Here is a 25,184-nt window from a genome sequence, read left to right as displayed (position 1 = left end):
CTAACGCGAGCCAGCCCCTCTCCCTTTAGGGGACGGGGAAGGACGAGCGAAGCGCCCGCGGGTGAGGACACTCCCCCCATCGGAAGAACCAAGAGATGCCAGACTACATCCCCGGCTTCGCCAACCACATCTCCACCGAGGCCGTCCCCGGCGCGCTCCCGATCGGCCGCAACTCGCCACAGCGCCCGGCCTTCGGCCTCTACGCCGAACAGCTCAGCGGCACCGCCTTCACCGCGCCCCGGCACGAGAACCGCCGGAGCTGGCTCTACCGCCTCCGCCCCACCGCCGAGCATCCGGCCTACACCCGCTACGACGGCGCACCGCGCCTCGCCCCCGGCACCACCGCAGCACCGCTCGCCCCCAATCGCCTGCGCTGGGACCCGATCGCCGATGCGGCTCCCGGCACCGACCTGATCGACGGCATGACGACGATGCTCGCCAACCGCGATCCCGCCGATCTGGAGGGCGTCGCGCTCCACCTCTATGCCGCCAACCGCGACATGACCGACCGCGTGTTCATGAACGCGGACGGCGAGTTGCTGTTCGTGCCGCAGCAGGGCCGTCTCGACCTGCTCACCGAACTCGGCCGGGTCGAGATCGCGCCCGGCCAGATCGCGCTGATCCCGCGCGGCGTCCGGTTCCGCGCGCTGCTGCCGGACGGGTCCGCCCGCGGCTATGTCTGCGAAAATCACGGCGCGCTGTTCCGCCTGCCCGATCTCGGCCCGATCGGCGCCAACGGCCTCGCCAACCCGCGCGATTTCGAGACGCCGGTCGCGTGGTTCGAGGATCGCGACGACCCCGTCGAGGTCATCCAGAAGTTCATGGGCTCGCTCTGGACGACGACGCTCGACCACAGCCCGCTCGATGTCGTCGCGTGGCACGGCAACCTCGCGCCGTGGCGCTATGATCTGTCGCGCTTCAACACGATCAACACCGTGTCGTTCGACCACCCCGATCCGTCGATCTTCACCGTCCTGACGTCCCCCAGCGACGTACCCGGCCGCGCCAATGCCGATTTCGTCGTCTTCCCACCGCGCTGGATGGTCGCCGAGGACACGTTCCGCCCGCCCTGGTTCCACCGCAACGTCATGTCGGAGGCGATGGGCCTCATCACCGGCGCGTACGATGCCAAGGCGGAGGGGTTCCAGCCCGGCGGCCTGTCGCTGCACAACCTCATGGCCGGCCACGGTCCCGACCTTGCGAGCTGGCAGGGCGCATCCGCCGCCGACCTCAAGCCGCACAAGATCGACGGCACGATGGCCTTCATGCTGGAGAGTTGCTGGCCCTACAAACCCACGACCTTCGCGCTGGAGCATTCGCAGCTCGACTATGACGCGGTCTGGTCCGACTTCCCCAAGGCGAAACTGCCGTGATCCTCCACGGCTATTGGCGGTCCAGCGCCGCCTACCGCGTCCGCATCGCGCTCGCGTTGAAGGGGCTCGCCTACGAACAGGTGAACCACGACCTGCGCACCGGCGCCCAGAGCGCGCCGGACTACACTGCGCTCAACCCGCAGCATCTGGTGCCTACGCTGGAGGTCGATGGCCTGATCCTGACGCAGAGCCTCGCGATCGTCGAGTGGCTGGACGAGCGTCACCCGACACCCGCGCTGCTGCCCGCCGATGCGGACGGCCGTGCGATCGTGCGGGCGATGGCGACGACGATCGGCGCGGACATCCACCCCCTCCACAACCTCCGCGTCCTCAAGCGCCTGCGGTCCGACTTCGCGGCGGACGAGGCGGCGGTGAACGCGTGGATCGCGGAGTGGATGACCGCCGGTTTCGCCGCGCTGGAACCGACGATCGAGAAACACGGTCGCGGCTTCGCCTATGGCAACGCACCGACGATCGCGGATTGTTTCCTCGTACCCCAACTCTACGCCGCCGCGCGGTTCGGCGTCGACACGACGCCCTATCCGGTTCTGGCCGCCGCCGGAGCCAAAGCCGCCGCCGTCGCCGCCTTCGCGGCGGCGCACCCGTCACGCCAGCCAGACGCCGACTGAAATTCCCTCTCCCTCTGGGAGAGGGAGGGAGGAGCGAAGCGACGTAAGGGTGAGGACGATCCGCCATCGGCATCCCGCACCGCCGCTCGCCTCTATCCCGAACGCGGAAGCATCATTCCCGCACTGGAAACAGCATCGGCCGCAGCACCAGCGCGTTGAGGTCGATGACGACATGCACCAGCATTGCCAGCCACAATTGCCCGGTCAGCAGGTACAGCCCCGTCAGGAACGCGCCGACCAATCCAGTCGCGAGAATACCGGCCCAACCCTGATGCCGGTGCGACGCGCCGAACGCGACCAGCCCGACCGCGAATCCAGCCAATCCCGATCCCGTCACGATCGCCACCAGCAGCGGCAGCGTCAGCCGGAAGAACAGCTCCTCGCCGATCCCTGCCGCCAGCGACAGCGCCACCGCCCCCGGCCATTCGCTTGGCCCGCGCACCGCTGCCGGCGAGCGATAGCGGATGCCGGCCGGCGCGCGGCCCATCCGCCGCAGGATCAACAGCGCGACCAGTCCCAGCACCACCCCGCCGCACAGGCACAACAACAGCCAGCGGACATCCCCCGGAGCGGCGTAACCCGGCAGTCCCAGCCGCCACGCCGCCACCTGCAATTCGACCGGCATCGTCACGATCGCATCGCCGCGCCCCATCAGCAGCAACGCCATGACGCTGGTCCAGCCGAAATAGATCGCTGTCCCCGCCGCCCAGCCGAACACCGCGCGCTTCCGCGACGTGCGCCCGATCAGGTCCGCAAGTTTTGCCGAGAAGCCACGCGCATTCCGACAATTGGCGACGATCAGCCCCAGCATCGCCGCCAGCAGGACCGCCGCCAGCATCGACTGCCGCCCGATCAGCCCAGCCGGTGCTCGCCCTTGACCCAGCGCACCGTGCCCGACGACGCGCGCATCACCACGCTTTCGGTCGTCATCTTGCCCGGCCGACGCTTCACGCCCGCCAGCAGCGACCCGTCCGTCACGCCCGTCGCCGCGAAGATGCAGTCGCCGCGCGCCAGTTCGGTCAGGTCGTATTGCTTGTCGAGGTCGGTGACGCCCCACTTCGCCGCGCGCGCCCGCTCGTCGTCGTTGCGGAACAGCAAGCGGCCCTTGAACTGCCCGCCGACGCAGCGCAGCGCCGCGCACGCCAGCACCCCCTCCGGCGCACCGCCCGATCCCATATACACGTCGATCGTCGTCTCCGGATCGCTCGTCGCGATCACGCCCGCCACGTCGCCGTCGCCGATCAGCATCACGCCACATCCGACCGCGCGCAGTTCGGCGATCATGTCGGCATGACGCGGCCGGTCGAGCACGCACACGATGATATCGCGCGGGGAGACGCCCTTCGCCTTGGCGACGGCGGTCACGTTCTCGGTCGGCGAGCGGTCGAGGTCGATGATCCCTGCCGGATAGCCCGGCCCGACCGCGATCTTGTCCATATAGACGTCGGGCGCATTGAGCAGCCCGCCCTTCTCCGCGATCGCCAGCACCGCCAGGCTGTTCGGCCCTGCCGTGGCGCAGATCGTCGTTCCCTCCAGCGGGTCGAGCGCGATGTCGATCGCGGGGCCGTTACCGGTGCCGACCTTCTCGCCGATGAACAGCATCGGTGCCTCGTCGCGCTCGCCCTCGCCGATCACGACGGTGCCGTCCATGTCGAGTTCGTTGAGCGCCGCGCGCATCGCCTCGACCGCCGCCGCATCCGCCGCCTTCTCGTCGCCGCGCCCGGTCAGCGTCGACGCCGCGACCGCCGCCGCCTCCGTCACGCGCACCATTTCCAGCACGAGGACTCGATCGAGGACGTTGCTGCTGTCGGTCATGATGGTCTCCGGGCCGCGTTGAACACGTTAAACGCCGGATACGCCTTTGAGCGGCCGGGAGCAACCGCACATATTCCCCCTCAATCCCGCAGCAACTCGTTGATGCTCGTCTTCGACCGCGTCTGCGCATCGACCCGCTTGACGATCACCGCGCAGTACAGCCCGGGCTTCCCGTCGCCACCGCCCAGCGTCCCCGGCACGACCACCGCATAGGGCGGCACCGCGCCCTTCATAACTTCGCCGGTCTCGCGATCGACGATCTTGGTCGACGCGCCCAGATACACGCCCATCGACAGCACGGCGCCCTCGCCGACGCGCACGCCCTCGGCCACCTCCGCGCGGGCACCGATGAACGCACCGTCGCCGATGATGACCGGATCGGCCTGCAACGGCTCCAGTACGCCGCCGATGCCGGCCCCGCCCGACAGATGCACGTTCTTCCCGATCTGCGCACAACTGCCAACCGTCGCCCAGGTGTCGACCATCGTCCCCTCGCCGACATGCGCGCCGATGTTGACGAAGCTCGGCATCAGGATCGCGCCCTTGCCCACGAACGCACCGCGCCGCACGACGCTGCCCGGCACCGCGCGGAACCCGGCGGCGCGGAACGCGTCCTCGCCCCAGCCGGCGAACTTCGACGGCACCTTGTCGAACCCCGGCAGCTCGCCCGCGCCGCCGCCCATCACGACATTGTCGTTCAGCCGGAACGACAGCAGCACCGCCTTCTTCAGCCACTGATTGACGCGCCAGCCACCCTGCCCGTCCGGCTCCGCCACCCGCGCCTCGCCCCGGTCGAGCAGCGCCAGCGCCGCCTCCACCGCGTCCCGCACGTCGCCCTTCGTGTCGAAGCCCAGCTCGGCACGGTTGTCCCAGGCGGCATCGATGGTCTGCGAAAGGTCGGTCATGCGGTCTCCGGAATGGATTCGAGCCACGGCGCAAGCTCGTGGATGTGATAGTCGATATAGCTGCGGTCGATGTCGGGGTGCTGTTCCGATCCGTTGTCGACCCATACCGTCGTCATCCCGATCGCCTTGGCCGGCTTCAGGTTGCGCGCCATGTCCTCGACGAACAGCGATTCCCGCGGGTCGATGCCGAACGTATCGCACAGTCCGGCATAGGCGGCGGGGTTCGGCTTCGGCACCAGCCCCATCGCCCGGATGTCGTGCACCGCCTCGAAACTGTCGCCCAGCCCCAACCGCTCCAGCACCCTCAGCGCGTACGGCGTGTCGCCGTTGGTGAAGACCAGCTTTCTTCCCGGCAGCCGCGCGATCGCCGCCGCCAGCGGCGCGTCCTGCTCCAGCACGTCCATCTCGATGTCGTGAACATGATCCAGGAACGCGTGAGGATCGACGTCATGCTCGGCCATCAGCCCGGCCAGCGTCGTGCCGTGATCGATGAAATACTGCTTCTGCACCCGCCGCGCCTCGACCGGGTCCAGCCCCAGCAGGTCGCCGACGAACTGCGTCATCCGCACGTCGATCCTCGCGAACAGATCGCACCGCGCCGGATACAGCGTGTTGTCGAGATCGAAGATCCAGTTGCGGATCGAGGAGAGCGGCCCGGCCATCGCCGCCGCCTCTACGGTCGCCCGCGCCGGGCGGCAATGGGGTGAGTCGAACTCGCCTTCGTCATGCCGCGCTCGTCCCGGCATCCACGGTATCGCGAACCGAACGCCGCCGGACATGCCGCCCCGTGGAGGCCGAACGAACCCGATATGACCGATGGTCGCCCCCCTCCCTTAACCCCCACGAACAACCACTCCGGTCCCGTCACAATTGGTTAACGCCTCCGTGGCATTTCGAACGGCAACGATCTACGAAGGACGAGTATGCGCAGCGGCAAGCCCACCCTCCTGACGGCCGCCGCTGCGACGCTGCCGCTGTGGCTCGCGGCCTGCGGCGGCGGCGGCGGCGGTGTCGCCAGCACGCCTGCGCCGCCGATCGCCTCGCCGGCTCCGACTCCAGCGCCTACGCCCGCGCCAACCCCCGCCCCCACGCCCGCGCCGACTCCAGCCCCGACCCCGGCTCCAACGCCGGCGCCCACGCCCGCGCCGACCCCGCCGGCCAATCCGGACGGCACGGAATATCGCGCCACCGTCGGCGCGGTGTCGATGAACGCGCTCGTCGCCTATCAACGGGCGGCGACCGGGGCGGGGATCGGCATCGCCGTGATCGACACCGGCATCGATCTGCAAAGCGAGGAGTTCGGCAACCGCCTCTCGACCGCGTCCGCCGATGTCGGCGGCAACGGCACGATCGACGATGTCGACGGACACGGCACCGCCGTCGCCTTCACCGCCGCCGGCCGCCGCAACGGCACGGGTACGCACGGCGTCGCCTTCGACGCGACCGTCATCGCCCTTCGATCCGACCGGCCCGGCACCTGCACCGGTGAACCGGACGCCAATGGCGACGACACCTGCCGCTTCGATTCGGACGCTCTCGCCCGCGGCATCGATACCGCGCGAACGGCCGGCGCCCGCGTCATCAACCTGTCGCTCGGCAGTACGTCGATGCCGCAATCGGTGCAACAGGCGCTGTCCCGCGCCACGCAGGCCGGCATCGTCGTCATCCTGTCCGCCGGCAATGACGGTGCCGCCGATCCGGACGGCTTCGCCGCCGTCGCCGACGACGCATCCGTGTCCCGCAACCAGGTCATCATCGCCGGCTGGGTCGATCATACCGATCGCATCGACGACGACGCGAACCGCGCCGGCAGCAACCCGACGCATTATCTGGCGGCGGTCGGCACCCGCGTCGCCGCCCCGGACCAGAACGGCACCGTCCAGCTCTGGTCGGGCAGTTCGTTCGCCGCACCGCAAATCGCCGGCGCGGTCGCGCTGCTGGCGCAGGCATTTCCGAACCTCACCGGCGCGCAGATCGTCGATCTGCTGCTCACCACCGCGCGCGATGTCGGCCAGACCGGCACCGACAGCGTCTATGGCCGCGGCGTCCTTGATCTGACACGCGCGTTCCAGCCGGTCGGCACCACCTCGATCGCCGGCACGCGGCTCGCGACCAGCGGCACCGCCGCACTCTCCGCGCCGATGGGCGATGCCGCGATCGCGCCGATGGGTGCGGTGATCCTCGACGGCTATGGCCGCGCCTTCGCCGCCGAACTCGCCCAGACGATCCAGCGCACCGGTCCCCTGCGCCCGCTCGGCGGGACGTTGCTGTCGAGCGGTCGCCATGTCGGCTTCGCGGCCGGCGCCACCGCGGTGTCGCTGACGCTCAGCCCGACCCGACCCGGCGGCGTCGCGACCGAGCGGCTCAACCTGTCGCAGCGGGATGCCGTCACCGCCCGCGCCCTCGCCGGCACCGTCACGCAGCGGCTCGGCCGCACCCTGTCGTTCGGCATCGGCCTGTCCCAGGGGTCGGCCGGCCTGTCCGCGCAACTCGCCGGCAGCGCGGAACCGGCCTTCATGATCGCCTCCGCCGACGGTCTGGGGTTCGAGGGGGGCGCCCGCTCGTCCACCGCCGTCCGCCAGCAATGGGATGCCGTCGGGCTGACGATGGCGGTCGAGAACGGCCGTGTCCTCTCCCGTCGCGACGCCTACCTGCCCGCCATCGCCGGCTGGCAGCGATCGGGTTTCGATCGCGTCTCGCTCGGCCTCGACCGCGCGTTCGGTCCGGTCACCGCCCGCTTCACCGGTTCGCGCCTGATCGAGGATGCGACCGTCCTCGGCGCGCGGTTCGATCCCAGCTTCGGTGGCGCGAGCGCGACCAGCTGGTTTCTCGACGCCGGGGCCCGCCTGACCGCGGGCGCTTGGACGTTTGGGGGTACCATGCGGAGCGGCTGGACCCGCGCCAGCCTGCACGGCGGCCTTGGGGGCGGCGGCCTGCTGCGGACCAGCGCATATTCGGCGGATGTCGGCAGGACCGGCCTGTTCGGCGGCGACAGCATCGGCCTGCGTATCGCGCAGCCGTTGCGCGTGTCCGCCGGCGGCATCGATCTCGCGCTGCCGACCTTCTACGACTATGCTGGCAGCGCCGTCACCGCCTGGACCCCGCAACGCATGACGCTCGCGCCCTCGGGCCGCGAAGTCGATATCGAGGCGCGCTATTCCCGCCCCTTCGCCGGTGGTGACCTTCAGGCGAACCTTTACTGGCGGCGCGATCCCGGCAACATCGCGGCGCTCCCGGACGATCAGGGCATCGCATTGCGCTACGCGCTGGTATTTTGATCGCGAAGACCGTCACGGCGCACGCGAACTAAACCGGCGCAAATCAAAACCTCACTGGCACCCGCCGCCATCCGCCCCCATCTCCTGCATCATGACCCAGCTATCGTTCCTCGATCTCGTTCCCGTCGTCGAAGGGGGCACCGTGTCGGACGCGCTCGCCCGCGCCGCCGATCTCGCCGCCCATGCGGAGGCGGCCGGTTTCGCCCGCTACTGGGTCGCGGAACACCACGGCATGAACGGCATCGCCTCCGCCGCAACGTCGGTCGTGATCGCGCATGTCGCCGCCGCCACGAAGACGATCCGCGTGGGCGCGGGCGGCATCATGCTGCCCAACCATTCGCCGCTCGTCATCGCGGAACAGTTCGGCACGCTCGACGCGCTGTTTCCGGGCCGTGTCGACCTCGGCCTCGGCCGCGCCCCCGGCAGCGACCAGCGCGTCGCCCGCGCGATCCGCCGCACGCTGGACAGCGACCCCAACGCCTTCCCGCGCGATGTGATGGAGCTTCAGAGCTATTTCGCCGACGATGGCCAGACCGGCATCGTCGCCACGCCCGGCGCAGGCGCGGACGTCAAGCTGTGGATCCTCGGCTCCAGCCTGTACGGCGCGCAGGTCGCCGCCGCGCTCGGCCTGCCCTACGCCTTTGCCTCGCACTTCGCGCCGGACGCGCTGGATCAGGCGCTCGCCGTCTACCGCCGCGACTTCCGCCCCTCCGCGCATCTTGCCAAGCCGTACGCGATGGCCGGCTTCAACGTCTTCGCCGCCGACACGGAGGAGGAGGCGCGACTGATCGCCACGTCCCAGCAGCAATCCTTCGTCCGCCTCCGCACCGGCAATCCCGGTCAGCTTCCCCCACCCGTCGCCGGCTATCGCGACAGCCTGGGTCCGCAGGGCCCGGCGATGCTCGACACTGTGCTCAGCTGCTCGGCGATCGGCACCCCCGCCACCGTCGCTCGCGGCCTCGCCGCCTTCGTCGAGCGCACCGGCGTCGACGAGGTCATGGTCACCAGCGCGATCTATGACCAGACCGCCCGCAAGCGTAGCCTGACCCTGACGGCCGAGGCCGCGCGAGAGGTCAGGCTGGCGGCCTAGACCTGCTGTCCCCGCAAGGACTACACCACCCCCGCCGCCGGCAACCGCAACCGCACCATCAACCCGCCAAGGTCCTCGCTCTCCTCCAGCGACACCGTCCCCTCATAGATTTCGGCGACATCGCGCACGATCGCCATGCCGAGGCCGGTCCCCGGCTTGCCCGTATCCAGCCGCACGCCGCGATCGAAGATGCGGACGCGCTCCTCCTCCGGGATTCCCGCGCCGTCGTCCTCGATCAGGAACTCCACGAAACCCGCCTGCGCGCCGACCGTCACGAACACGCTGCCGCCGCCATATTTCGCGGCGTTCTCGATCAGATTGCCCAGCATCTCGTCCAGGTCCTGCCGTTCGACGTGCACCGCCAGATCGCGCGGGCCGGTCACGTCGATGCGGACGTGCCGGTACAGCCGCGCCACCGCCCGCTCCACCGACTCCAGGCTCGGCCAGACATCCGCCCGGCTGTGCGCCGACCCGCGCCGCCCGACCGCCCTTGCCCGCGCGAGGTGGTGGTCGACCTGCCGCCGCATCGTCCGTGCCTCCCGCACCACCGTCTCCGCCAGATCGTCGGCATCGGCGGTCGCGGCGTTCATGATGACGGTCAGCGGCGTCTTCAGCGCATGCGCCAGATTGCCCGCGTGCCGCCGCGCCTCCTCCGCCTGCTTTTCGTTATGCGCCACAAGGGCGTTCAGCTCCTCGACCAGTGGCGCGACCTCGATCGGCATGTCGCCCTCGACGCGGTTCGCATGGCCGCCCCGCATCCGCGCGATCTCCAGCCGCACGCGCCGCAGCGGCAGCAGCCCGTAAAAGGTCTGGAGCGCCGCCAGCACGATCAGCCCCAGCCCCAGCAGCGCGAACGACCGCACCAGCGTCCGCCGCAACGTGGTGATCTGCGCATCCAGCCCGTCGCGCGCCTGCGCCACCTGAAACCGCCAGCGCACCGGCGATCCCGGCAACTTCACGTCGCGCTCCACCACGCGCAGCCGCTCGGCCCCGAACTGCCGGCTGTCGTAGGAATGGACGGTGCGAGCGGCATGCGGCGAACCATAGGCCAGCCGCCGGTCCCACAACGACCGCGACCAGAACCCATCGCGGCCCGGTGCCGACACCTGCCAGTACAGGCCGGACCCCGGCTCCACGAAACGCTGGTCCGCCGCCTCGCGCGTGAACCACACGTCGCCCTGCGAATCGATCGTCGCCGACACGATCAGCGCGGTCAGCACATATTCGAGCTGATCGTCGAAGTTGCGCGTCACCGCCGATTTAAGCACACGATCGAGCGCGAAGCCGCCACCCGCGAGCAGCAGCGTGATCCACACTGCCGCGATCAGGATCATCCGCCGCGACAGCGATCCCGACCCCTTCGCGGTGGGCAGTGTCACGTCACTCATGACAGGCTGGATGGTCCCGCGCCGACCGGCACGGTCGTGAAGTCACGCACGCCCAGACCTCACGCGTCGGGATCTTCCAGACTATAGCCCAGCCCGCGGATCGTGGTGATGACGTCCTGCCCCAGCTTTTTGCGGATGCGCGTCACGAACACCTCGATCGTGTTCGAATCCCGGTCGAAATCCTGATCGTAGATATGCTCGATCAACTCGGTCCGGCTGACCACCTTGCCCTTGTGATGCAGCAGATAGCTGAGCAGCTTGTACTCCTGCGCGGTCAGCTTCACCGGCTCCCCGGCGCGCGTGACCTTGCCCGATCGCGTGTCGAGCCGCACGTCCCCCGCCGTCAGTTCGGACGAGGCATTGCCGGACGCGCGCCGGATCAGCGCCCGCAGCCGCGCGATCAGCTCCTCGGTCTGGAACGGCTTGGCGACGTAGTCGTCCGCGCCCGCATCCAGCCCCGCCACCTTGTCGGACCAGCTGTCGCGCGCGGTCAGCACCAGCACGGGCGTCGTCCTGCCCTCTTTCCGCCAACGATCGAGCACCGTCAGCCCGTCGATCTCCGGCAGGCCCAGGTCGAGCACGATGGCATCGTAACTTTCGGTCTGTCCCAGAAACAGCCCCTCTTCGCCATCGACCGCCAGATCGATCGCATAGCCCGCGCCTTCCAGCGTGTTCTTCAGTTGCTGGCCGAGATTGGGTTCGTCCTCGACGATCAGAACGCGCATCGTGTGTCAGCTCCCCTAAACGGATACGACCTGCGCTAGCACGGGTGCCGGACGCGGGCAAAAGCGCTTAGGCGACCACCGCTGTCGCGGGGGTGAACGGACGGATCGGGTATCCCCTGGCCGCTTGACCAGCCGGCCGAAGTTTATAGTCATCGCGCCAACATCCACGAAGATGAAGGGATACGCCATGGCCGCCGTCGATCAATTAACCGCCAATCCGTTGGAGTTCCTCAAAAAGAACATTCTTATTCCGGGTATCTACGGCCCCCCGCGCGACTCGCTGAAAGACGAACCGATCGACATGCGCCTCGTCTCGATGCCCCCGGCCGACGGGTATGCAAAGCAACTCGGCGAGCCGCTGGGCATCTACATCGTCACCGTACCCGGTCTGGTGGACAGCATCGTGACCCGTGGGGGTGTCGACGACGGAAAGTCGTTCAAGGCGTATTTCTGTTCCTATGAACCCGGCGCGGTATTCGGCACGACCGTCGGCGCCAAGGCCGACTTCATGTTCACGGCGCAGATGGACGGATGTTCGCTCGGCGTCGGGCACAAGACATCATCCGGTACACGCCTCGTCTATCATGCCAACAAGGGTGGAAACGCCGGCAGGCAGCAGGACGATCTCAACGAGAAAATGGGCGCGAACCAGGCGGCGGTCCTCAGTCCGAAGGATTACCGGGTGGAGGCGAACGAAGGCCATCTCGCATCGACGACGATGGGCATTCGCACCGCATCCACCAACGACTGGAATTTCTACGCGCAGATCTATGCCGACGACAAGGGCATGACCAACTTCGGCACGCGCAAGCAGCAGCGCACCTACTTCCTGCGTCAGGTGAAGAAGTTTCTCTGACCGTGTTGCCGATCGGGCGGGCTACTTACCCGTCCGCCCGATCACCTGACCCGAACGGCCGTCGACATCCACCCAGATCACTTGCCCGTCGCGCAGGAACTTCAGCGTGTACACGCTGCTGCCGCCGTCGAACTCGAACCCCAGATACTGTGCGCCCGGCATCGTCGGCACCACGCGCCGTTCGATTTCGCGCAGCGGCATCAGCTTGCCCGCGCGCCGACCGTCGAACGCCTTCATCTGGTCGCCGCGCTGTCCGTCCGCGGTCGGTACCGGGAAAGCCGCCGCAGGTGGCGTCGCCAGCACGAGAATCATCAGGGCGACAGGCGTCTTCATATGGCAACCCCTAGTTGCCCCGCATTGAACACGTTGTGAATGGCAGGACAAGCTTCGGGTTGCACTCCCCCGCCCCGACCCCCTAGGCGACCCGGCATGGCCGCACCCATTCTCTCCTTCGAAGACCTCGGCATCGTTCAGGGCTCCGGCTGGCTCTTCCGCCACCTCGACATCCATATCGGCCAGCGCGACCGGCTCGCGCTGATCGGCCGCAACGGCGCGGGCAAGTCGACGCTGCTACGCCTGATCGCCGGCAGCATCGACGCCGACGAGGGGCGTCGCATGGTCGTCCCCGGCACCCGCGTCGTGATGCTGGAACAGGACCCCGACGTGTCCCGCTTCGCCACCCTGCGCGATTACGTCTCCGCCGGCGACGACGCGCCGCTGGGTCACGAGGCGGAGGCGATCGCCGACCAGCTCGGCATCGATCTCGACCGCGAGGCGAAATCCGCGTCGGGCGGCGAACGTCGCCGCGCCGCCATCGTCCGCGCGCTGGCGCTGGAGCCGGACGTCTTGCTGCTCGACGAGCCGACCAACCATCTCGACGTCGCCGCGATCGAATGGCTCGAACAATGGCTCGGCCGCTACACCGGTGCGTTCGTCGTCATCAGCCACGATCGCACCTTCCTGACGCGCCTGACCCGCCAGACGCTGTGGCTGGAACGCGGCAGCGTCCGCCGCGCCGAAATCGGTTTCGGCGGGTTCGAGGCGTGGACCGAACAGGTCTTTGCCGAGGAACAACGCAACGCCGAACGCCTCGATGCCAAGCTCAAGATCGAGGAGCATTGGCTCTTGCGCGGCGTCACCGGCCGTCGCCGCCGCAATCAGGGCCGGCTCGCCAAGCTCAAGGAGATGCGCGCCACCCGCGCCGCGATGATCGGACCGCAGGGGACCGCCGCGCTCGCGGTCGGCACCGACGACGTCAAGACGAAGGTCGTGATCGACGTCGGCCACGTCTCGAAATCGTTCGGCGACCGCGTCATCATCCGCGACCTCAACCTGCGCGTCACCCGCGGCGACCGCATCGGCATCGTCGGCGCGAACGGCGCGGGCAAGTCGACGCTGCTCAAGCTGCTGACCGGCGAGATCGAGCCCGACAGCGGCAGCGTGAAGCTGGCCAGGACGCTCGACGGCATCGTCATCGATCAGCAGCGTTCGCTGATGGCCCCGGAAAAGACCGTCCGCGACGTGCTGGCGGACGGCGGCGAGTGGATCGACGTGCTCGGCGTGCGCAAGCACGTCCACGGCTATCTCAAGGAGTTCCTGTTCGATCCCAGCCTGATCGACGCGAAGGTCGGTACGCTGTCGGGTGGCGAACGATCGCGGCTCCTGCTCGCCCGTGAATTCGCGCGCCCGTCGAACCTGCTGGTACTCGACGAACCGACCAACGATCTCGATCTCGAAACGCTCGACCTGTTGCAGGAGGTGATCGGCGATTACGACGGCACCGTCCTGATCGTCAGCCACGACCGCGACTTCCTCGACCGCACCGTCACCGTCACGCTGGGACTGGACGGCAGCGGCACCGTCGATGTCGTCGCCGGCGGCTACGAGGATTGGGAAAAGCGCCGCCGACCCCGCGCCGACACGAAGAAGCCCAGGGCCGCCGCCGCTCCGCCGCCACCGCCCGTGCAGACGAAAAAGCTCACCTACAAGGACCAGCGCGACTACGAGCTGCTGCCCGCCCGGATCGAGGAGCTCGACCGCCAGATCGCCCGCGACGAGGCGCTGCTCGCCGACCCCGATCTCTACACGAAGAACCACGCCCGCTTCGTCAGCCTGAGCGCGGCGGTGGAAAAGGCGCGCGAGGAGAAGGATGCGGCGGAAATGCGCTGGCTGGCCCTCGCCGAAATGGTCGAGGGCCTGGGCTGACCCATTGCAGGTCCGCTCCCCTCGTGTATTATTCTGATAATACACGAGGGGAGCGGACGATGAAGCGCCTGATACGATGGAGCATGCTGGCCGTGGTGACGGCGGGTTTCACCTATGCCGGCCTCGCCTCCCGCGGGCCTGACGACGCCGTCGCGATCGACCGCACGGTCACGGGTACGGCGATGTCGCGCGTCGCCTATGCCGCCGTGCCGTTCTCACGCATTCTGCTCGACGGCCCCTACACGGTCGTGGCCCGCGTCGGCACCAGCCGCAGCGTGACCGCCTATGGCACCGACGCCACCCTCAAAGGACTCGCGCTGACCGTCGTCGACGGGGAACTCCGCATCCGCCGGTCGAGCGACGGCCCGGCCGGCGACCACAGCCTGCGCCTCGTCGTCACCACGCCGGAACTCGACGGCGTCCAGCTCTACGGAGCCGGCCGGATGCAGGTCGAGGACGCGCGTGGCACCGATTTCCACGCGCTCGCTGCCGGGAGCGGCCAGCTTCGGCTGGTCCGCCTGATCGCCGACGACGCGGACCTGACCGCCATGGGCCCCGCGCGGATCGCCGCGACCGGCCGCGTCGCGAAACTGACGACCGCCGAACTCCGCGGCGGTCATATCGACGACAGCGCGATCGTCCGGCCATAGCCCCGGATGGCCGCCAACGGCGCTCGAAACCGTGACGACGATCTCCCCGACCTGCTCCTGCCTCTCGCCACCGCAAGCATCATTGCCGGCCACCGGAAAACCTGATTTTTCCGCAACTAACCGGCTGATCGACCATTGAAGGAATACGGCCGCAACGGTCGGAAACGTCACCGGCCAGCATGGGCCGGGAAACCGTAAAGGAGAGGACGATGACCTATATTCTGGCGACCGGGCTGATCCTCGGCGTCGCTTCCGCAACCGTGCCCGCAGCGACGGTCGATCACGCCACCCGGATCGATCACCACAGCGGCCCCGTCGATGCGCGGTATCGCGGCACCGTAGCGGTCTCGCACAGGCAGGTCGGCTCCGTCGCGCCCGGCGGCCGCGCCTCGACGCTGCGCTGCATGTGGTCGGCGAACATGGTCGTCGATCGCCACGCCACCGCCGCCACCGGTACGACGATGACGCGCAACTTCGTCCGCAACGACATCGCCTCCGGCAGCCGTGCCGGGTGGTGCGACACGCACCGCAACAGCATCGCAAAGGAAGTCGCCGCGAGGATGCAGGATATGAACGGTCACATCGTCGCCGTCGCGCAGGAGGATCATGACGTCCTGCGTGCCGAACTCGACCGCGCCCATGATAAGACGCGCAACGGATGAGGCATCTCGTCATGATCGCCGGTGCCGCCATCGCGGCGGCATCGGCCCTCCTCGCCAGTGCCCGGCCCGCTCGCGCCCAGACCGGCCTTTCCGCCGGCGTCGAAGCCGCCACCGACGAAGCCCGCCGCGGCATCAGCTGGAGCGAAAACCGCGCCGCGCTGTCCGCGGATGCCGCCGCCGGTTTCGGCCCGGTCGATGCGTCCGCCCGTGTCGTCACCCTTCGCGGCTCGTCCCGCCACGGTGACGCCGATACGGTCGCGGACATCGCGCTTGGCACCGGCTGGGATCTCGGCGCGATCCGCGTCCGCGCGGGCGGCACGGCCCACCTGTTCTCGGGTGCGCGCGGCAAGATGGATTACGGGGAGGTCGGTGCATCGGCCGGCTTCACGTTCGGTCCGCTGCAGGTGACGGGCGGCGCGGACTATGCCCCGTCGCAGGACGCGATCGGCGGCGACAATCTGTTCGTCTATGCCGCCGCGAACGCCGGCGTGCCCGGCACCCCGTTCACCGTCGTCGCCGATATCGGCCGATCGAGCGGCGACGCGGACGACCCGGTACGCGCGCAGCGTCTTCGCCCCGGCGGGAATTACAGCAACTGGCGGCTGGGCGTCGAACACCGCACCGGTCCGCTGACGCTCGCGATCGATTATGTCGGCACCGATATCGACCGCCGCGACGCCTTCGGCCCCTTCGCGGATGCGCGCCACGCCGGCGACCGCATTATCGGCCGGGTCCGGTTCGGGCTATAACGCGTCACAGGGTCCGCCCCTCTCTTCCCGCAAGATCGACGATATACTGCCACGCGACCCGGCCCGACCGGCTCCCCCGCCGGGTCGCCCACTGCACCGCGTCCGCCGCGTCGAACGGCAGCGCGTGCGCCCCCGCATACCCGCGCACGATCGCCAGATACCCGTCCTGATCGAGCACGTGGAACCCCAGGCTCAACCCGAACCGGTCCGCCAGCGCGAGGTGATCGTCGACGGCATCGCGCGCATTGATCGCGCTCTCCTGCTCGGCGATGTCGCGCGGTTGCAGGTGGCGGCGGTTGGCGGTCACCGCGAGCCGCACATTGGCTGGCCGCGGTTCCGCCCCGCCCTCCAGCATCGATCGCAGCGCCCGCGCCTCGCCCGGCTGGTCGACGCCCAGATCGTCGATGAACACCACGAACGCGCGCTCCACAGCCCCCAACCGCGCAAACAGCGCCGGCAACCCGGCCATCTCGCCCGCCGACACCAGCGCCAGCGCGCCGCCCTCCGCCTGCACCGCCGCCACCGCGCTCTTCACCAGCGCGGACTTGCCGGTACCGCGCGCGCCCCACAGCAGCACGTCCTGCGCCGCATGCCCCTTCGCCAGCCGCCGCAGATTGCCGAGCAGCGAAGCCTTCTGCCGCTCGACGCCCAGCAACCGGTCGAGCGGCAGCGGCGCGAAGCCCCGCGCCGCGACCAGCACGCCACCGTCCCAGCGATAGGCGGGATGCGCCAGCGGGTCGGCGGGCTCCCCCGGCGGCGGCGAAAGGCGCTCCAGCGCCGCGGCGATCCGTTCCAGCGGGTCCATGCCGCCGCTCTGGCGACTGCCCCGCCGCCGCGCAAGGCTCAGCCGAGCTGCCGGCGATGTCCGGCGATGACGGGATCGCCCGGCGCCAGCACCACCGCCTTGTCCAGCACCTGCCGCGCCGCATCGCCCCGCCCCGCCGCCGCCAGCGCGACGCCGTACGCATCCGCCGCCCCCGCGTTCATCGGCTGGGCCGCGTAGGCCGCCCGCCCGTAACGCACCGCCACCTCGCCATCGCCGTCCCCGGCATAGGCCAGCGCCAGATCGGCGAGCAGCGCGACCTCGCCCGATCCGACCCGCCGCCGCACGCCCTCCAGCGTCTCGATCGCCGCATCCCACTGCCCCGCCGCGACCTGAAGATGCCCCAGCAGCCGCAGCGCCGCGACACTTTGCGGGTTTTGCGCCAGATACAGCGCCAGCGTCGCCGCCGCCGCGTCCGCCTGACCGCTCCGCCCCCGCGCATCGATCAGCCGCAGCATCGCCGGCTCGTCGAACCGGAGGTCCGCCGCTCGGGCATAGGCGGCATCCGGCCGCTGCCCCGCCAGCGCCAGCACGTCGCCATAGGCCGTCTGAGCCGCCGGCGTGCCCGCCCCGCCCTGCACGAGCGTCCGCGCCTGCCCCAGCGCCGCGCCCATGTCGCCCCCGCCGATCAGACCCCGGATCACGCCGACCGCATAGGTCGGATCGCCCGGCGCGTCCGCCGCCTCCGCCTGCAACGTCGCCAGCGCCTCGTCCGTCGCGAACGAAGGCGACGCGCTGCGCCCCGCCGACGCCGCCCGGTCGAGGAACGAAGCCGCCGAAACCCGGTCCCCCGTCGCCTCGAACGCACGCGCCGTCAGCGTCAGCGCATACGCATCCGCATCGCCCCGCACGGCGAGGGGCCGCAGCACCGCCAGCGCACCCTGCGCATCGCCCGACCTCAGCAACGCCGTCGCCAGCAACCGCCGCGCCGTCAGGTTCATCGGCTGGTTGTCGCTCAACGCCCGCCACGACGCCGCCGCCCGCTCCCACCGCCCGCCGGCATAGTCGATCGCTCCGCGCAGCAACTGCGCGCCCGCCAACCCCGACACAGCGCCGTTCCGCTCCAGCAGCGATCCCGCCAGCTCCAGCCGCCCCGCCCGCGCCGCCAGCACGGCGTACAGATACAGCACCCGTGCATCGCCCGGCCGCGCCGCCGCCGCCCGCCTCAGCGCCGCGAGCATCTCCGCATTGCGCCCCGTCTCGCCCAGCGTCGCGGCATAATCGATCAGCGTCGGCATCGCATAGGTATCGCGCTTCAACGCCGCCTCGAACCACGGCAATGCCGCGACGAGGCCATAGCGCGCCCGGACGACCTCGCCCTCCAGCGCCAGCGCATGCGGATCGCGCGGCAACAGCCGCACCGCCGCGCCCGCCGCCTCGCTCGCGCCGCCGGGATCGCCACCGGCGAAACGCAGCCGCCCAAGGTCGAGCCATGCCTGTCCGTTGCCCGGATGCTCCGCCACCAGCCGTTCCAGCGCCGCCCTCGCCGCGATCGTCTGCCCCTGCACCGCCAGCGCCCGCGCCCGGATACGCTCCGCATAATCGGCATAGCGCGGCGCGGCCTCCGCCACTTCGGCCAACGCGCCGTCCGCATCGCCCTGCAACAGCCGCGCCTCCGCCCGAAGTTGATGCAGGCGGGTCGCCGGGAAACCCGCCGCCTCCGCCCGCGTCAGCGCCGCCTCCGCCGCCAGTCCTTCGCCCAGTTCCAGATAGGCGCGGGCCAGCACCGCCTGCGCCGCCCCCGATTGCGGAGCCGCCGCCACCGCCGCCAGCGCGTTGGATCGCGCCGCGTTGTAATTGCCCGCTTCCCACGTCGTCAGCGCGTTGCTCAGCAGCACGCGCGCGTCGACCGGCGCGGGCCGCAGCAACAGCTTCGCCGTGCCGCCCAGCACCAGCAGCGCGCACACCGCCAGCACCGCGATCGACCGCACCCGCGGCGATACCCGGATGCGCCAACCCCGCCGCCGCCGCCGCCGCATCATCGGATAGAGCATCGCCGCATCAGCCATGAAGGTCGTAGCTTTTCAAAAGGTCGTACAGGGTCGGCCGGCTGACGCCCAACAGGCGCGACGCGCCGGAGATATTGCCCTCCGCCTGCGCCAGCGCCCGCCCGATCGCCCGCCGGTCGGCGGCCTCCCGCGCCGTGCGCAGGTTCAGTTCCACCACGCCGTCGCCGTCCGCCAGATCGAGGTCGGCGGCGGTGACGAGCTTGCCGTCGGCCATGATGACCGCGCGCTTCACCCGGTTCTCCAATTCGCGGACGTTGCCCGGCCACCGCCACGCATCGACCGCCGCCCGCGCATCCGCCGCCAGTCCGGTGACCGCCGGGTTCAGCGCCTTGGCGTATCGCCCGACGAAATGCTTCGCGAGCAGCGCCGCATCGCCCGTCCGCTCCGCCAGCGCCGGGATCTTCACCACGATCTCGGCCAGCCGGTAATACAGGTCTTCGCGAAACCGCCCCTCCGCGACCATCGCGTCGACATCCTGATGCGTCGCGCAGACGACGCGCGTATCCACCGGAATCGCCTTGCGTCCGCCGATCCGCTCGACCACCCGCTCCTGAAGGAACCGCAACAGCTTCACCTGCAACGGCAATGGCACATCGCCGATCTCGTCCAGGAACAGCGTGCCGCCCGCCGCCTGTTCGATCTTGCCCTCGGTCGTTTTCACCGCACCGGTGAACGCGCCCTTTTCATACCCGAACAATTCGGCTTCCAGCAGCGTCTCCGGGATCGCGGCGCAGTTGATCGCGACGAAACTGCCCTTCCGCCGCGGTCCCGCCTCGTGGATACCGCGCGCCAGCAACTCCTTGCCCGTCCCGCTCGCGCCCAGCAGCATCACCGACACATCGGCGGGCGCGACCCGCTCCAGCTGGCGCGCGACCTTGGCCATCTCCGGCGAGGCATACAGCAATCCGCCGAACGCGCCCGGCACGACCTTCGCCTGCAACCGCCGGTTCTCGGCTTCCAGCGCGTGGACGTGGAAGGCGCGCGATACGATCAGGCCCAGCGCATCGATATCGATCGGCTTCTGATAGAAATCCCACGCCCCGTCGCCGATCGCCGCCAGCGCACTTTCGCGCGCGCCGTGCCCGGACGCGACGATCACCTTCGTCGTCGGCGCCATCGCCAGAATGGCGTGCAGCGTCGCGAATCCTTCGGTCGTTCCGTCGGGATCGGGCGGCAGTCCCAGATCCAGCGTCACCACCGCCGGCGCGTGCAGTCGCATCGCATCCAGCGCGGCGGCGCGATCGCCGGCCACCACCACCTCATACGCCTCATACGCCCAGCGCAACTGCCGCGCGAGGCCGGCATCGTCCTCCACGACCAGCAGGATCGGCCTGCTCATGCCGCCACCTCCAGCGCGGGTGCCGCAGGCAGGACGATGCGGAACCGCGTCCCGCTCCCGTTCCGGCTGTCCACGGTCAGCGTTCCCCCCATGCCCACCACCAGTTGTCGCGCTTCGTAAGCGCCGATGCCGAAGCCGCCCGGCTTGGTCGACACGAACGGCCGGAACAGTTCGTCCCGCACGAACTCGGCGGACATGCCGCTCCCCCGATCGGCGACGACGATCGCGACCGCCCCATGCGTTGCTCTCCCGCCGCCTGCTCCCCCGCCGCCTGTTCCCCCGCCGTCTGCTCCCTCGCAGACCGCCTCCACGGCGACCGACACCGGCTGGTCCGGGGCGCTCGCCTCGATGGCGTTCTGGACGAGGTGACCCAGTACCTGCTCCAGCCGCAACGGCTGGGCGATGGCGAGCGGCATGGACGTGATCTCCGGGATGATGGGATGCTGCGCGCGCCGCGCGGCGACGACGCGCTCGACCAGCGCGCCCAGATCGACCGGCTGCGCCGGCTCCGGCCGCGCGCCGTCATGCTGGCCCAGCCGCGACAGCAGACTGGCCATCCGGCTGGACGAATCCTTCAGCGTCGCGATCATGTCCGCGCGGAACTCGGCGTTGTCGGCGTGGCGCTCGGCGTTGCGGGCGACCAGCGTCAACTGGCTCGCGACGTTCTTGATGTCGTGCAGCAGGAACGCGAACCGCCGGTTGAACTCGTCGAAGCGGCGCGCCTCGTCCAGCGCGGTGCGCAGCCGATCCTCCGCCAGAAAGCTCGCCGCCTGACGCCCCGCCACGCGGAGCAGATCGAAATCCTCCCAGTCCAGCGCCCGCTCGACCGGCGGCCGCGCCAGCACGACCGCGCCGACCAGCGCCTCGGCATGCAGCAGCGGCAGGACGATCCACGCGTCGCGATTGTTCGCCAGCCATTCCGGCACGCCCGCCGCGACCACGTCCATGACGTCGCCGATGACCACCAGCCGTCCGGTCGCGCGCAGATAGCGCGCCAGCGCCTCGCTGCCGTCGCCGGTCGCCTCGCCCCAGTTCCACTCGCCGCCCGACACCAGCCGGCCGTCATGCGCGATCAGCAGCAGCCCGGCCGGCGCGTCGACCAGATCGGCCAGCGCCTTGATCGTCCGCGTCGCCAGCGGGGCCGCGCCCTCGCCGGATGCGCCCAGCGTCGCCGTCACCCGCTGCCACTCGACCCGATAGTCGTAGCGGTGGGTGAAGAGATGCTTGGCGACCTTCACCCGGAACCACGCGCGCAGCCACGGCGTCGACACCAGCGTCAGCAGCGCCGTCGTCGCGCCGATCACCACGGCGGTCTGTGCGATCCGGGCATGATCCGGCGCCAGCACACCCGCCACATGCGCGCCGAACATCGTCAGTCCGGCATACAGGACCAGTGCGACGCCGCCGATCGCCCGAACCGCGATGGTTCGCGACAGGGTCGGCGCGCCGGTGCCCAGCCGGTCCGTCGACAACAGCAGCGCGACGCCGATCATCGCCAGACCGCGGGCCAGGAACAGGACGGGCGCCATCGCCGGGTCTGCGCTTTCACCGAAGGCGACGGCCAGATCGCTCGCCCACATCACGCCCAGCGCGATCGCCACGATCCGCGCCGCATCGCTCATCGGCCGGCGCGGATCGCGGGCGATCTGGTGGAGCAGCACCAACGCGCCCGCCGCGCCCATCATCTCGAACACCGCGCGGGCGTCGCCGAGCGCGGCGGCCGCTTCGGGTACGGCGACCGCGGCCCCGGCCAGCGCGACGACGCCGGTCGCGCCCATCACGATCGCGACGACCACGTACAGCGCGGCGAGCGACGTAGGACCGCCGCCCGACCGGCGCACCACGACCGCCATCATCCCCAGCCACGCCAGATTGCGGATCACCGCCGCCAGATCGGGGCCGACGTCGTGCGCGTCGATCCCCGCCACCGCCAGCGCCCACAGCGCCGTCAGCAACAGCGTGGCCGCCATCGTCCGGTGCAGCGGCCCGCCGCGCCGCCACGCCGCCAGCGCCGCCATCCCGAACATCAGGGCCGCGAGCGCATAGGTCCACAGGACGAGCGCGCCGGCGATCGTCCCGGTCATTCCGCTACCGCCTTCACCGCGCCCCCGACGGCCACAGCACGACCCTCAGCGTCTGGAGCAGGATCAGAAGGTCGAGGAACGGCGAATAGTTCTTCGCGTAGTACAGGTCGTATTCCAGCTTGTGCCGCGCATCGTCGATCGACGCACCGTAGGGATAGTTGATCTGCGCCCAGCCGGTGATGCCCGGCTTCACCATGTGCCGCTCGGCGTAATAAGGTACCTGCTGCTCCAGATCGGCGACGAACTGCGGTCGCTCCGGGCGGGGGCCGACGAAGCTCATCTCGCCCTTCAGCACGGTCCAGGTCTGCGGCAGCTCGTCGATCCGCAATTTCCGGATCAGGCGGCCGACACGCGTGATGCGCGGGTCCTGCTCCGCCGCCCAGACCGCCTGTCCGGCGATCTCCGCGTCCTGCCGCATCGACCGCAGCTTCACGATCTCGAACGACTGGTTGTACAGACCGACGCGGTTCTGCCGATAGAAGGCGGGGCCGCGCGACTCCAGCTTGATCGCCACGGCGGTCAGGATGACGAGGGGCAGCGTCAGGATAAGCAGCAGCAGACTGGCGACGATGTCGAACGCGCGCTTGGCCGCGCTGGACAGCGCCCGTCCCGACGCAAACCCGTCGGAAAAGATCAGCCAGCTCGGGTTGACGCTGTTCAGGTCGATGCGCCCCGTCTCCCGCTCCAGGAACGTGGAGATGTCGCTCACCGCCACGCCCGTGGTCTTCACCCGCAACAGATCCTGTAGCGGCAGCGCGTTGCGCCGCTCCTCCAGCGCCAGCACGACCTCGCTCGCGCGGCAGTCGACCACATGCATCGCCAGATTGGTGATCGCGCTGCGCTTCACGGCATCCGGCATCACCACGCCCGGCTCGTTCATCGCGACATAGCCCGCGACGACGAAGTTCGCACCGGGCTTCCGGGCCAAGACCCCAATCCGCCCCGCCCGCTCACCCGCGCCGAGGACGACGATCCGCCGCTTGAACGTCTCGCCGCCCAGAATGCCGCCGAGCACGGCGCGCGTGCCGACCAGCAGAACGGCGGCGATCACCATCGCGTACAGCAGGTTCGATCGCCACAACGTCAGGCCGGGGACGAGGAAATACAGCAGCGACAGGAACAGCACGCCCAGCGCGATCGCCACCGCCAGCCGCGCCGCCGCGAACCGCAGCGATATGAACGATCCCACCCCGTAAGCGCCCACCGCGACCAGCGCGACCTGCAGCGCGACCGCGAAGCTGATGAGCTGCGGCAGCCGGTTGATCGTCGCGTCGACGGCCATGTCGATCTGGTGGGCGCGGATGATCCACGCGATCTCCGCCGACAGCATGAGCAGCACGGCATCGACCAGACCGAGCAGCAGGACGACATGGGGTACGTAATGCTTGAACAGCCGGATCATGGCCAAAGCTACTCCGCCGGGCAGGTGTAGGGGTCCCCGACAGGGACGTTTCGCAGCTTTTCCTCAACAAAGACTGAAACTCGCGGCCGGTATCGGCGCTTGGGTCGGCGGCGGCTCCCGACTATAGCCGCAGTCTTGCAGGAGGAATCATGAGCAGAACCATCGTCCCGGTGATCCTTTCGGGTGGCTCCGGTACACGCCTCTGGCCGATGTCGCGGCCGGAGCGACCGAAGCAGTTCCTGGCGCTGACCGCCGACGAGACGATGCTGCAATTGACCGCGAAGCGGGCGGTCGGAGCGCAGTTCGCCGCCCCGATCGTGGTCGCCAACGCGGCCCATGCCGAAGAGGTCGAGACGCAACTGGCGGCGATCGGCAGCAGCCCGGTGGCGATCATCCTGGAACCGGCCGGTCGCAACACCGCCCCCGCCATCGCGCTGGCCGCACTCGCCGCCGACAATGGCGAGGATGCGTTGCTCGTCATGCCGTCCGACCACGTCATCGCCGATGTCGACGCATTCCACGCCGCCATTCTTCGCGCACTCCCGCTGGTCGACGATGGCTGGCTGGTGACCTTCGGCATCGCGCCCGACGCGCCGGAAACCGGCTATGGCTGGATTCAGGTCGGTGAGCCGGTGGTGGACGGCGTCCACCGCGTCGCTCGCTTCGTGGAAAAGCCGCCGCTCGACCGGGCGGAGGCGATGCTGGCGTCGGGCGATCATGCGTGGAACGGCGGCATCTTCCTGTTCCGTGCCGACCGCTATCTCGCCGCACTCGGCCTCTACGCACCCGACATCGTCGCCTCGACGCGGGAGGCGATGGACGCCGCGCGGCGCGACGGCGCGCGGCTCTACCCCGACGCGGAGGCGTTTGCGGCATCCCCGTCGGAGTCGATCGACTATGCGGTAATGGAAAAGGCTGAGCGGGTCGCGGTCGCGCCGGTGTCGATGGGCTGGAGCGACGTCGGCAGCTGGGATGCGCTGCACGCAGTCAGCGGGCGCGACGGCGACGAGAACAGCCACCGCGGCGAGGTGCTGGCGATCGACACCCGCAACTGCCTAGTCCAAAGCGACGGCGCGCGCGTGTCGCTGGTCGGCGTCAGCGACCTGATCGTCGTCGCCAGCGGCAACGACATCCTCGTCATGCCCCGCGGCCGCAGTCAGGAAGTGAAGAAGCTGATCGAGGCGATGAAGCGCGTCTGAGGG

The 25,184-nt window shown here is 69.7% G+C and carries 22 protein-coding genes; 10 read left to right on the top strand and 12 right to left on the bottom strand.

Going from position 1 to position 25,184, the window contains the following annotated elements; genetic code table 11:
• Window positions 1–95: 95 nt before the first annotated feature.
• Together hmgA and maiA are read left to right on the top strand one after the other, a co-directional pair.
• A complete protein-coding gene (hmgA, locus tag ASG07_RS04170; protein ID WP_055842502.1) occupies window positions 96–1,373 on the top strand; it encodes a homogentisate 1,2-dioxygenase in 1,278 nt (425 codons plus the stop codon).
• Window positions 1,370–2,002, top strand: coding sequence for a maleylacetoacetate isomerase (gene maiA / locus ASG07_RS04165; protein WP_055842499.1), 633 nt, complete (start codon window positions 1,370–1,372; stop codon window positions 2,000–2,002). Before hmgA ends, maiA begins: the two co-directional genes overlap by 4 nt.
• 112 nt (window positions 2,003–2,114) lie before the next feature.
• On the opposite strand, the gene ASG07_RS04160 is transcribed toward maiA, so the two are convergent.
• The 4 genes from ASG07_RS04160 to ASG07_RS04145 form a co-directional block, all read right to left on the bottom strand.
• Window positions 2,115–2,840: a CPBP family intramembrane glutamic endopeptidase gene (locus tag ASG07_RS04160; RefSeq protein ID WP_055842496.1), complete on the bottom strand. Its 726-nt coding sequence runs from the start codon at window positions 2,838–2,840 to the stop codon at window positions 2,115–2,117.
• A gap of 14 nt (window positions 2,841–2,854) precedes the next feature.
• Entirely contained in the window at window positions 2,855–3,817 is a 963-nt protein-coding gene (gene glpX / locus ASG07_RS04155) for a class II fructose-bisphosphatase (protein ID WP_055842492.1), read from the bottom strand.
• Window positions 3,818–3,897: 80 nt separating this feature from the next.
• Window positions 3,898–4,722 carry a 2,3,4,5-tetrahydropyridine-2,6-dicarboxylate N-succinyltransferase gene (gene dapD, locus ASG07_RS04150; RefSeq protein ID WP_055842489.1) on the bottom strand — a complete coding sequence of 275 codons (825 nt, stop codon included), beginning with the start codon at window positions 4,720–4,722 and terminating at the stop codon, window positions 3,898–3,900.
• The gene (locus ASG07_RS04145) at window positions 4,719–5,384 is read right to left on the bottom strand and encodes a pyrimidine 5'-nucleotidase (protein WP_055842486.1); all 666 of its coding nucleotides are present in this window, start codon (window positions 5,382–5,384) and stop codon (window positions 4,719–4,721) included. The genes dapD and ASG07_RS04145 overlap by 4 nt, the downstream gene beginning before the upstream one ends.
• Before the next feature lie 261 nt (window positions 5,385–5,645).
• Between ASG07_RS04145 and ASG07_RS04140 the strand changes: the two genes are divergently transcribed.
• Both ASG07_RS04140 and ASG07_RS04135 read left to right on the top strand, forming a co-directional pair.
• Window positions 5,646–8,000, top strand: a complete 2,355-nt coding sequence (locus ASG07_RS04140; RefSeq protein WP_082474462.1) for a S8 family peptidase — start codon at window positions 5,646–5,648, stop codon at window positions 7,998–8,000.
• Between the two features lie 91 nt (window positions 8,001–8,091).
• A complete protein-coding gene (locus ASG07_RS04135) occupies window positions 8,092–9,090 on the top strand; it encodes an LLM class flavin-dependent oxidoreductase (RefSeq protein ID WP_055842483.1) in 999 nt (332 codons plus the stop codon).
• Window positions 9,091–9,110: 20 nt separating this feature from the next.
• Here ASG07_RS04135 and ASG07_RS04130 read toward each other — a convergent pair whose 3' ends face one another.
• Both ASG07_RS04130 and ASG07_RS04125 read right to left on the bottom strand, forming a co-directional pair.
• A complete protein-coding gene (locus ASG07_RS04130) occupies window positions 9,111–10,478 on the bottom strand; it encodes a sensor histidine kinase (protein WP_055842481.1) in 1,368 nt (455 codons plus the stop codon).
• A gap of 59 nt (window positions 10,479–10,537) precedes the next feature.
• Window positions 10,538–11,203, bottom strand: coding sequence for a response regulator transcription factor (locus ASG07_RS04125; protein WP_055842478.1), 666 nt, complete (start codon window positions 11,201–11,203; stop codon window positions 10,538–10,540).
• A 187-nt stretch (window positions 11,204–11,390) separates the two neighbouring features.
• On the opposite strand from ASG07_RS04125, the gene ASG07_RS04120 reads away from it, so the two are divergent.
• A complete protein-coding gene (locus ASG07_RS04120; RefSeq protein ID WP_156361717.1) occupies window positions 11,391–12,059 on the top strand; it encodes a hypothetical protein in 669 nt (222 codons plus the stop codon).
• 21 nt (window positions 12,060–12,080) lie between these two features.
• On the opposite strand, the gene ASG07_RS04115 is transcribed toward ASG07_RS04120, so the two are convergent.
• The gene (locus tag ASG07_RS04115; RefSeq protein ID WP_055842472.1) at window positions 12,081–12,392 is read right to left on the bottom strand and encodes a PepSY domain-containing protein; all 312 of its coding nucleotides are present in this window, start codon (window positions 12,390–12,392) and stop codon (window positions 12,081–12,083) included.
• 96 nt (window positions 12,393–12,488) lie between these two features.
• Between ASG07_RS04115 and ASG07_RS04110 the strand changes: the two genes are divergently transcribed.
• The 4 genes from ASG07_RS04110 (at window position 12,489) to ASG07_RS04095 (ending at window position 16,325) form a co-directional block, all read left to right on the top strand.
• Window positions 12,489–14,264, top strand: a complete 1,776-nt coding sequence (locus ASG07_RS04110) for an ABC-F family ATP-binding cassette domain-containing protein (protein WP_055842469.1) — start codon at window positions 12,489–12,491, stop codon at window positions 14,262–14,264.
• Between the two features lie 59 nt (window positions 14,265–14,323).
• Complete coding sequence (locus ASG07_RS04105; protein WP_055842467.1) at window positions 14,324–14,914, top strand: GIN domain-containing protein; 591 nt, start codon at window positions 14,324–14,326, stop codon at window positions 14,912–14,914.
• A 209-nt stretch (window positions 14,915–15,123) separates the two neighbouring features.
• Entirely contained in the window at window positions 15,124–15,576 is a 453-nt protein-coding gene (locus ASG07_RS04100) for a hypothetical protein (RefSeq protein ID WP_055842464.1), read from the top strand.
• Window positions 15,573–16,325 carry a TorF family putative porin gene (locus tag ASG07_RS04095; RefSeq protein ID WP_055842462.1) on the top strand — a complete coding sequence of 251 codons (753 nt, stop codon included), beginning with the start codon at window positions 15,573–15,575 and terminating at the stop codon, window positions 16,323–16,325. Before ASG07_RS04100 ends, ASG07_RS04095 begins: the two co-directional genes overlap by 4 nt.
• Before the next feature lie 4 nt (window positions 16,326–16,329).
• Here the strand turns inward: ASG07_RS04095 and ASG07_RS04090 are convergent, their stop codons facing one another.
• Genes ASG07_RS04090 through ASG07_RS04070 form a run of 5 tightly spaced genes read right to left on the bottom strand, consistent with a single transcriptional unit; the run spans window position 16,330 to window position 23,982 of the window.
• The gene (locus tag ASG07_RS04090) at window positions 16,330–17,130 is read right to left on the bottom strand and encodes a DUF815 domain-containing protein (protein WP_055842459.1); all 801 of its coding nucleotides are present in this window, start codon (window positions 17,128–17,130) and stop codon (window positions 16,330–16,332) included.
• A 38-nt stretch (window positions 17,131–17,168) separates the two neighbouring features.
• Window positions 17,169–19,157 (bottom strand): tetratricopeptide repeat protein, encoded by a 1,989-nt coding sequence (locus ASG07_RS04085; RefSeq protein ID WP_055842456.1) that lies wholly within the window; start codon window positions 19,155–19,157, stop codon window positions 17,169–17,171.
• The gene (gene prsR / locus ASG07_RS04080) at window positions 19,150–20,496 is read right to left on the bottom strand and encodes a PEP-CTERM-box response regulator transcription factor (RefSeq protein ID WP_055842454.1); all 1,347 of its coding nucleotides are present in this window, start codon (window positions 20,494–20,496) and stop codon (window positions 19,150–19,152) included. Before prsR ends, ASG07_RS04085 begins: the two co-directional genes overlap by 8 nt.
• On the bottom strand, window positions 20,493–22,580 hold the full coding sequence (gene prsK / locus ASG07_RS04075) for an XrtA/PEP-CTERM system histidine kinase PrsK (protein ID WP_055842451.1): 2,088 nt from the start codon (window positions 22,578–22,580) through the stop codon (window positions 20,493–20,495). The genes prsR and prsK overlap by 4 nt, the downstream gene beginning before the upstream one ends.
• Before the next feature lie 13 nt (window positions 22,581–22,593).
• Window positions 22,594–23,982, bottom strand: a complete 1,389-nt coding sequence (locus ASG07_RS04070; protein WP_055842448.1) for a TIGR03013 family XrtA/PEP-CTERM system glycosyltransferase — start codon at window positions 23,980–23,982, stop codon at window positions 22,594–22,596.
• A 149-nt stretch (window positions 23,983–24,131) separates the two neighbouring features.
• On the opposite strand from ASG07_RS04070, the gene ASG07_RS04065 reads away from it, so the two are divergent.
• A complete protein-coding gene (locus tag ASG07_RS04065) occupies window positions 24,132–25,181 on the top strand; it encodes a mannose-1-phosphate guanylyltransferase/mannose-6-phosphate isomerase (protein ID WP_082474461.1) in 1,050 nt (349 codons plus the stop codon).
• The last annotated feature ends 3 nt before the right edge of the window (window positions 25,182–25,184 follow it).

Source organism: Sphingomonas sp. Leaf343 (genome assembly GCF_001423765.1).
Classification (GTDB): Bacteria; Pseudomonadota; Alphaproteobacteria; order Sphingomonadales; family Sphingomonadaceae; genus Sphingomonas.
Note: the sequence above shows the minus strand (reverse complement) of the source record. Positions and strands in the feature narration are given on the sequence as shown.

Coding starts and splice junctions, on each gene's coding strand:
- hmgA (WP_055842502.1), top strand. CDS start 96: ATGCCAGACTACATCCCCGGCTTCGCCAACCACATCTCCACCGAGGCC.
- ASG07_RS04160 (WP_055842496.1), bottom strand. CDS start 2,840: ATGCTGGCGGCGGTCCTGCTGGCGGCGATGCTGGGGCTGATCGTCGCC.
- glpX (WP_055842492.1), bottom strand. CDS start 3,817: ATGACCGACAGCAGCAACGTCCTCGATCGAGTCCTCGTGCTGGAAATG.
- dapD (WP_055842489.1), bottom strand. CDS start 4,722: ATGACCGACCTTTCGCAGACCATCGATGCCGCCTGGGACAACCGTGCC.
- ASG07_RS04145 (WP_055842486.1), bottom strand. CDS start 5,384: ATGGCCGGGCCGCTCTCCTCGATCCGCAACTGGATCTTCGATCTCGAC.
- ASG07_RS04140 (WP_082474462.1), top strand. CDS start 5,646: ATGCGCAGCGGCAAGCCCACCCTCCTGACGGCCGCCGCTGCGACGCTG.
- ASG07_RS04135 (WP_055842483.1), top strand. CDS start 8,092: ATGACCCAGCTATCGTTCCTCGATCTCGTTCCCGTCGTCGAAGGGGGC.
- ASG07_RS04130 (WP_055842481.1), bottom strand. CDS start 10,478: ATGAGTGACGTGACACTGCCCACCGCGAAGGGGTCGGGATCGCTGTCG.
- ASG07_RS04125 (WP_055842478.1), bottom strand. CDS start 11,203: ATGCGCGTTCTGATCGTCGAGGACGAACCCAATCTCGGCCAGCAACTG.
- ASG07_RS04120 (WP_156361717.1), top strand. CDS start 11,391: ATGGCCGCCGTCGATCAATTAACCGCCAATCCGTTGGAGTTCCTCAAA.
- ASG07_RS04115 (WP_055842472.1), bottom strand. CDS start 12,392: ATGAAGACGCCTGTCGCCCTGATGATTCTCGTGCTGGCGACGCCACCT.
- ASG07_RS04110 (WP_055842469.1), top strand. CDS start 12,489: ATGGCCGCACCCATTCTCTCCTTCGAAGACCTCGGCATCGTTCAGGGC.
- ASG07_RS04105 (WP_055842467.1), top strand. CDS start 14,324: ATGAAGCGCCTGATACGATGGAGCATGCTGGCCGTGGTGACGGCGGGT.
- ASG07_RS04100 (WP_055842464.1), top strand. CDS start 15,124: ATGACCTATATTCTGGCGACCGGGCTGATCCTCGGCGTCGCTTCCGCA.
- ASG07_RS04095 (WP_055842462.1), top strand. CDS start 15,573: ATGAGGCATCTCGTCATGATCGCCGGTGCCGCCATCGCGGCGGCATCG.
- ASG07_RS04090 (WP_055842459.1), bottom strand. CDS start 17,130: ATGGACCCGCTGGAACGGATCGCCGCGGCGCTGGAGCGCCTTTCGCCG.
- ASG07_RS04085 (WP_055842456.1), bottom strand. CDS start 19,157: ATGGCTGATGCGGCGATGCTCTATCCGATGATGCGGCGGCGGCGGCGG.
- prsR (WP_055842454.1), bottom strand. CDS start 20,496: ATGAGCAGGCCGATCCTGCTGGTCGTGGAGGACGATGCCGGCCTCGCG.
- prsK (WP_055842451.1), bottom strand. CDS start 22,580: ATGACCGGGACGATCGCCGGCGCGCTCGTCCTGTGGACCTATGCGCTC.
- ASG07_RS04070 (WP_055842448.1), bottom strand. CDS start 23,982: ATGATCCGGCTGTTCAAGCATTACGTACCCCATGTCGTCCTGCTGCTC.
- ASG07_RS04065 (WP_082474461.1), top strand. CDS start 24,132: ATGAGCAGAACCATCGTCCCGGTGATCCTTTCGGGTGGCTCCGGTACA.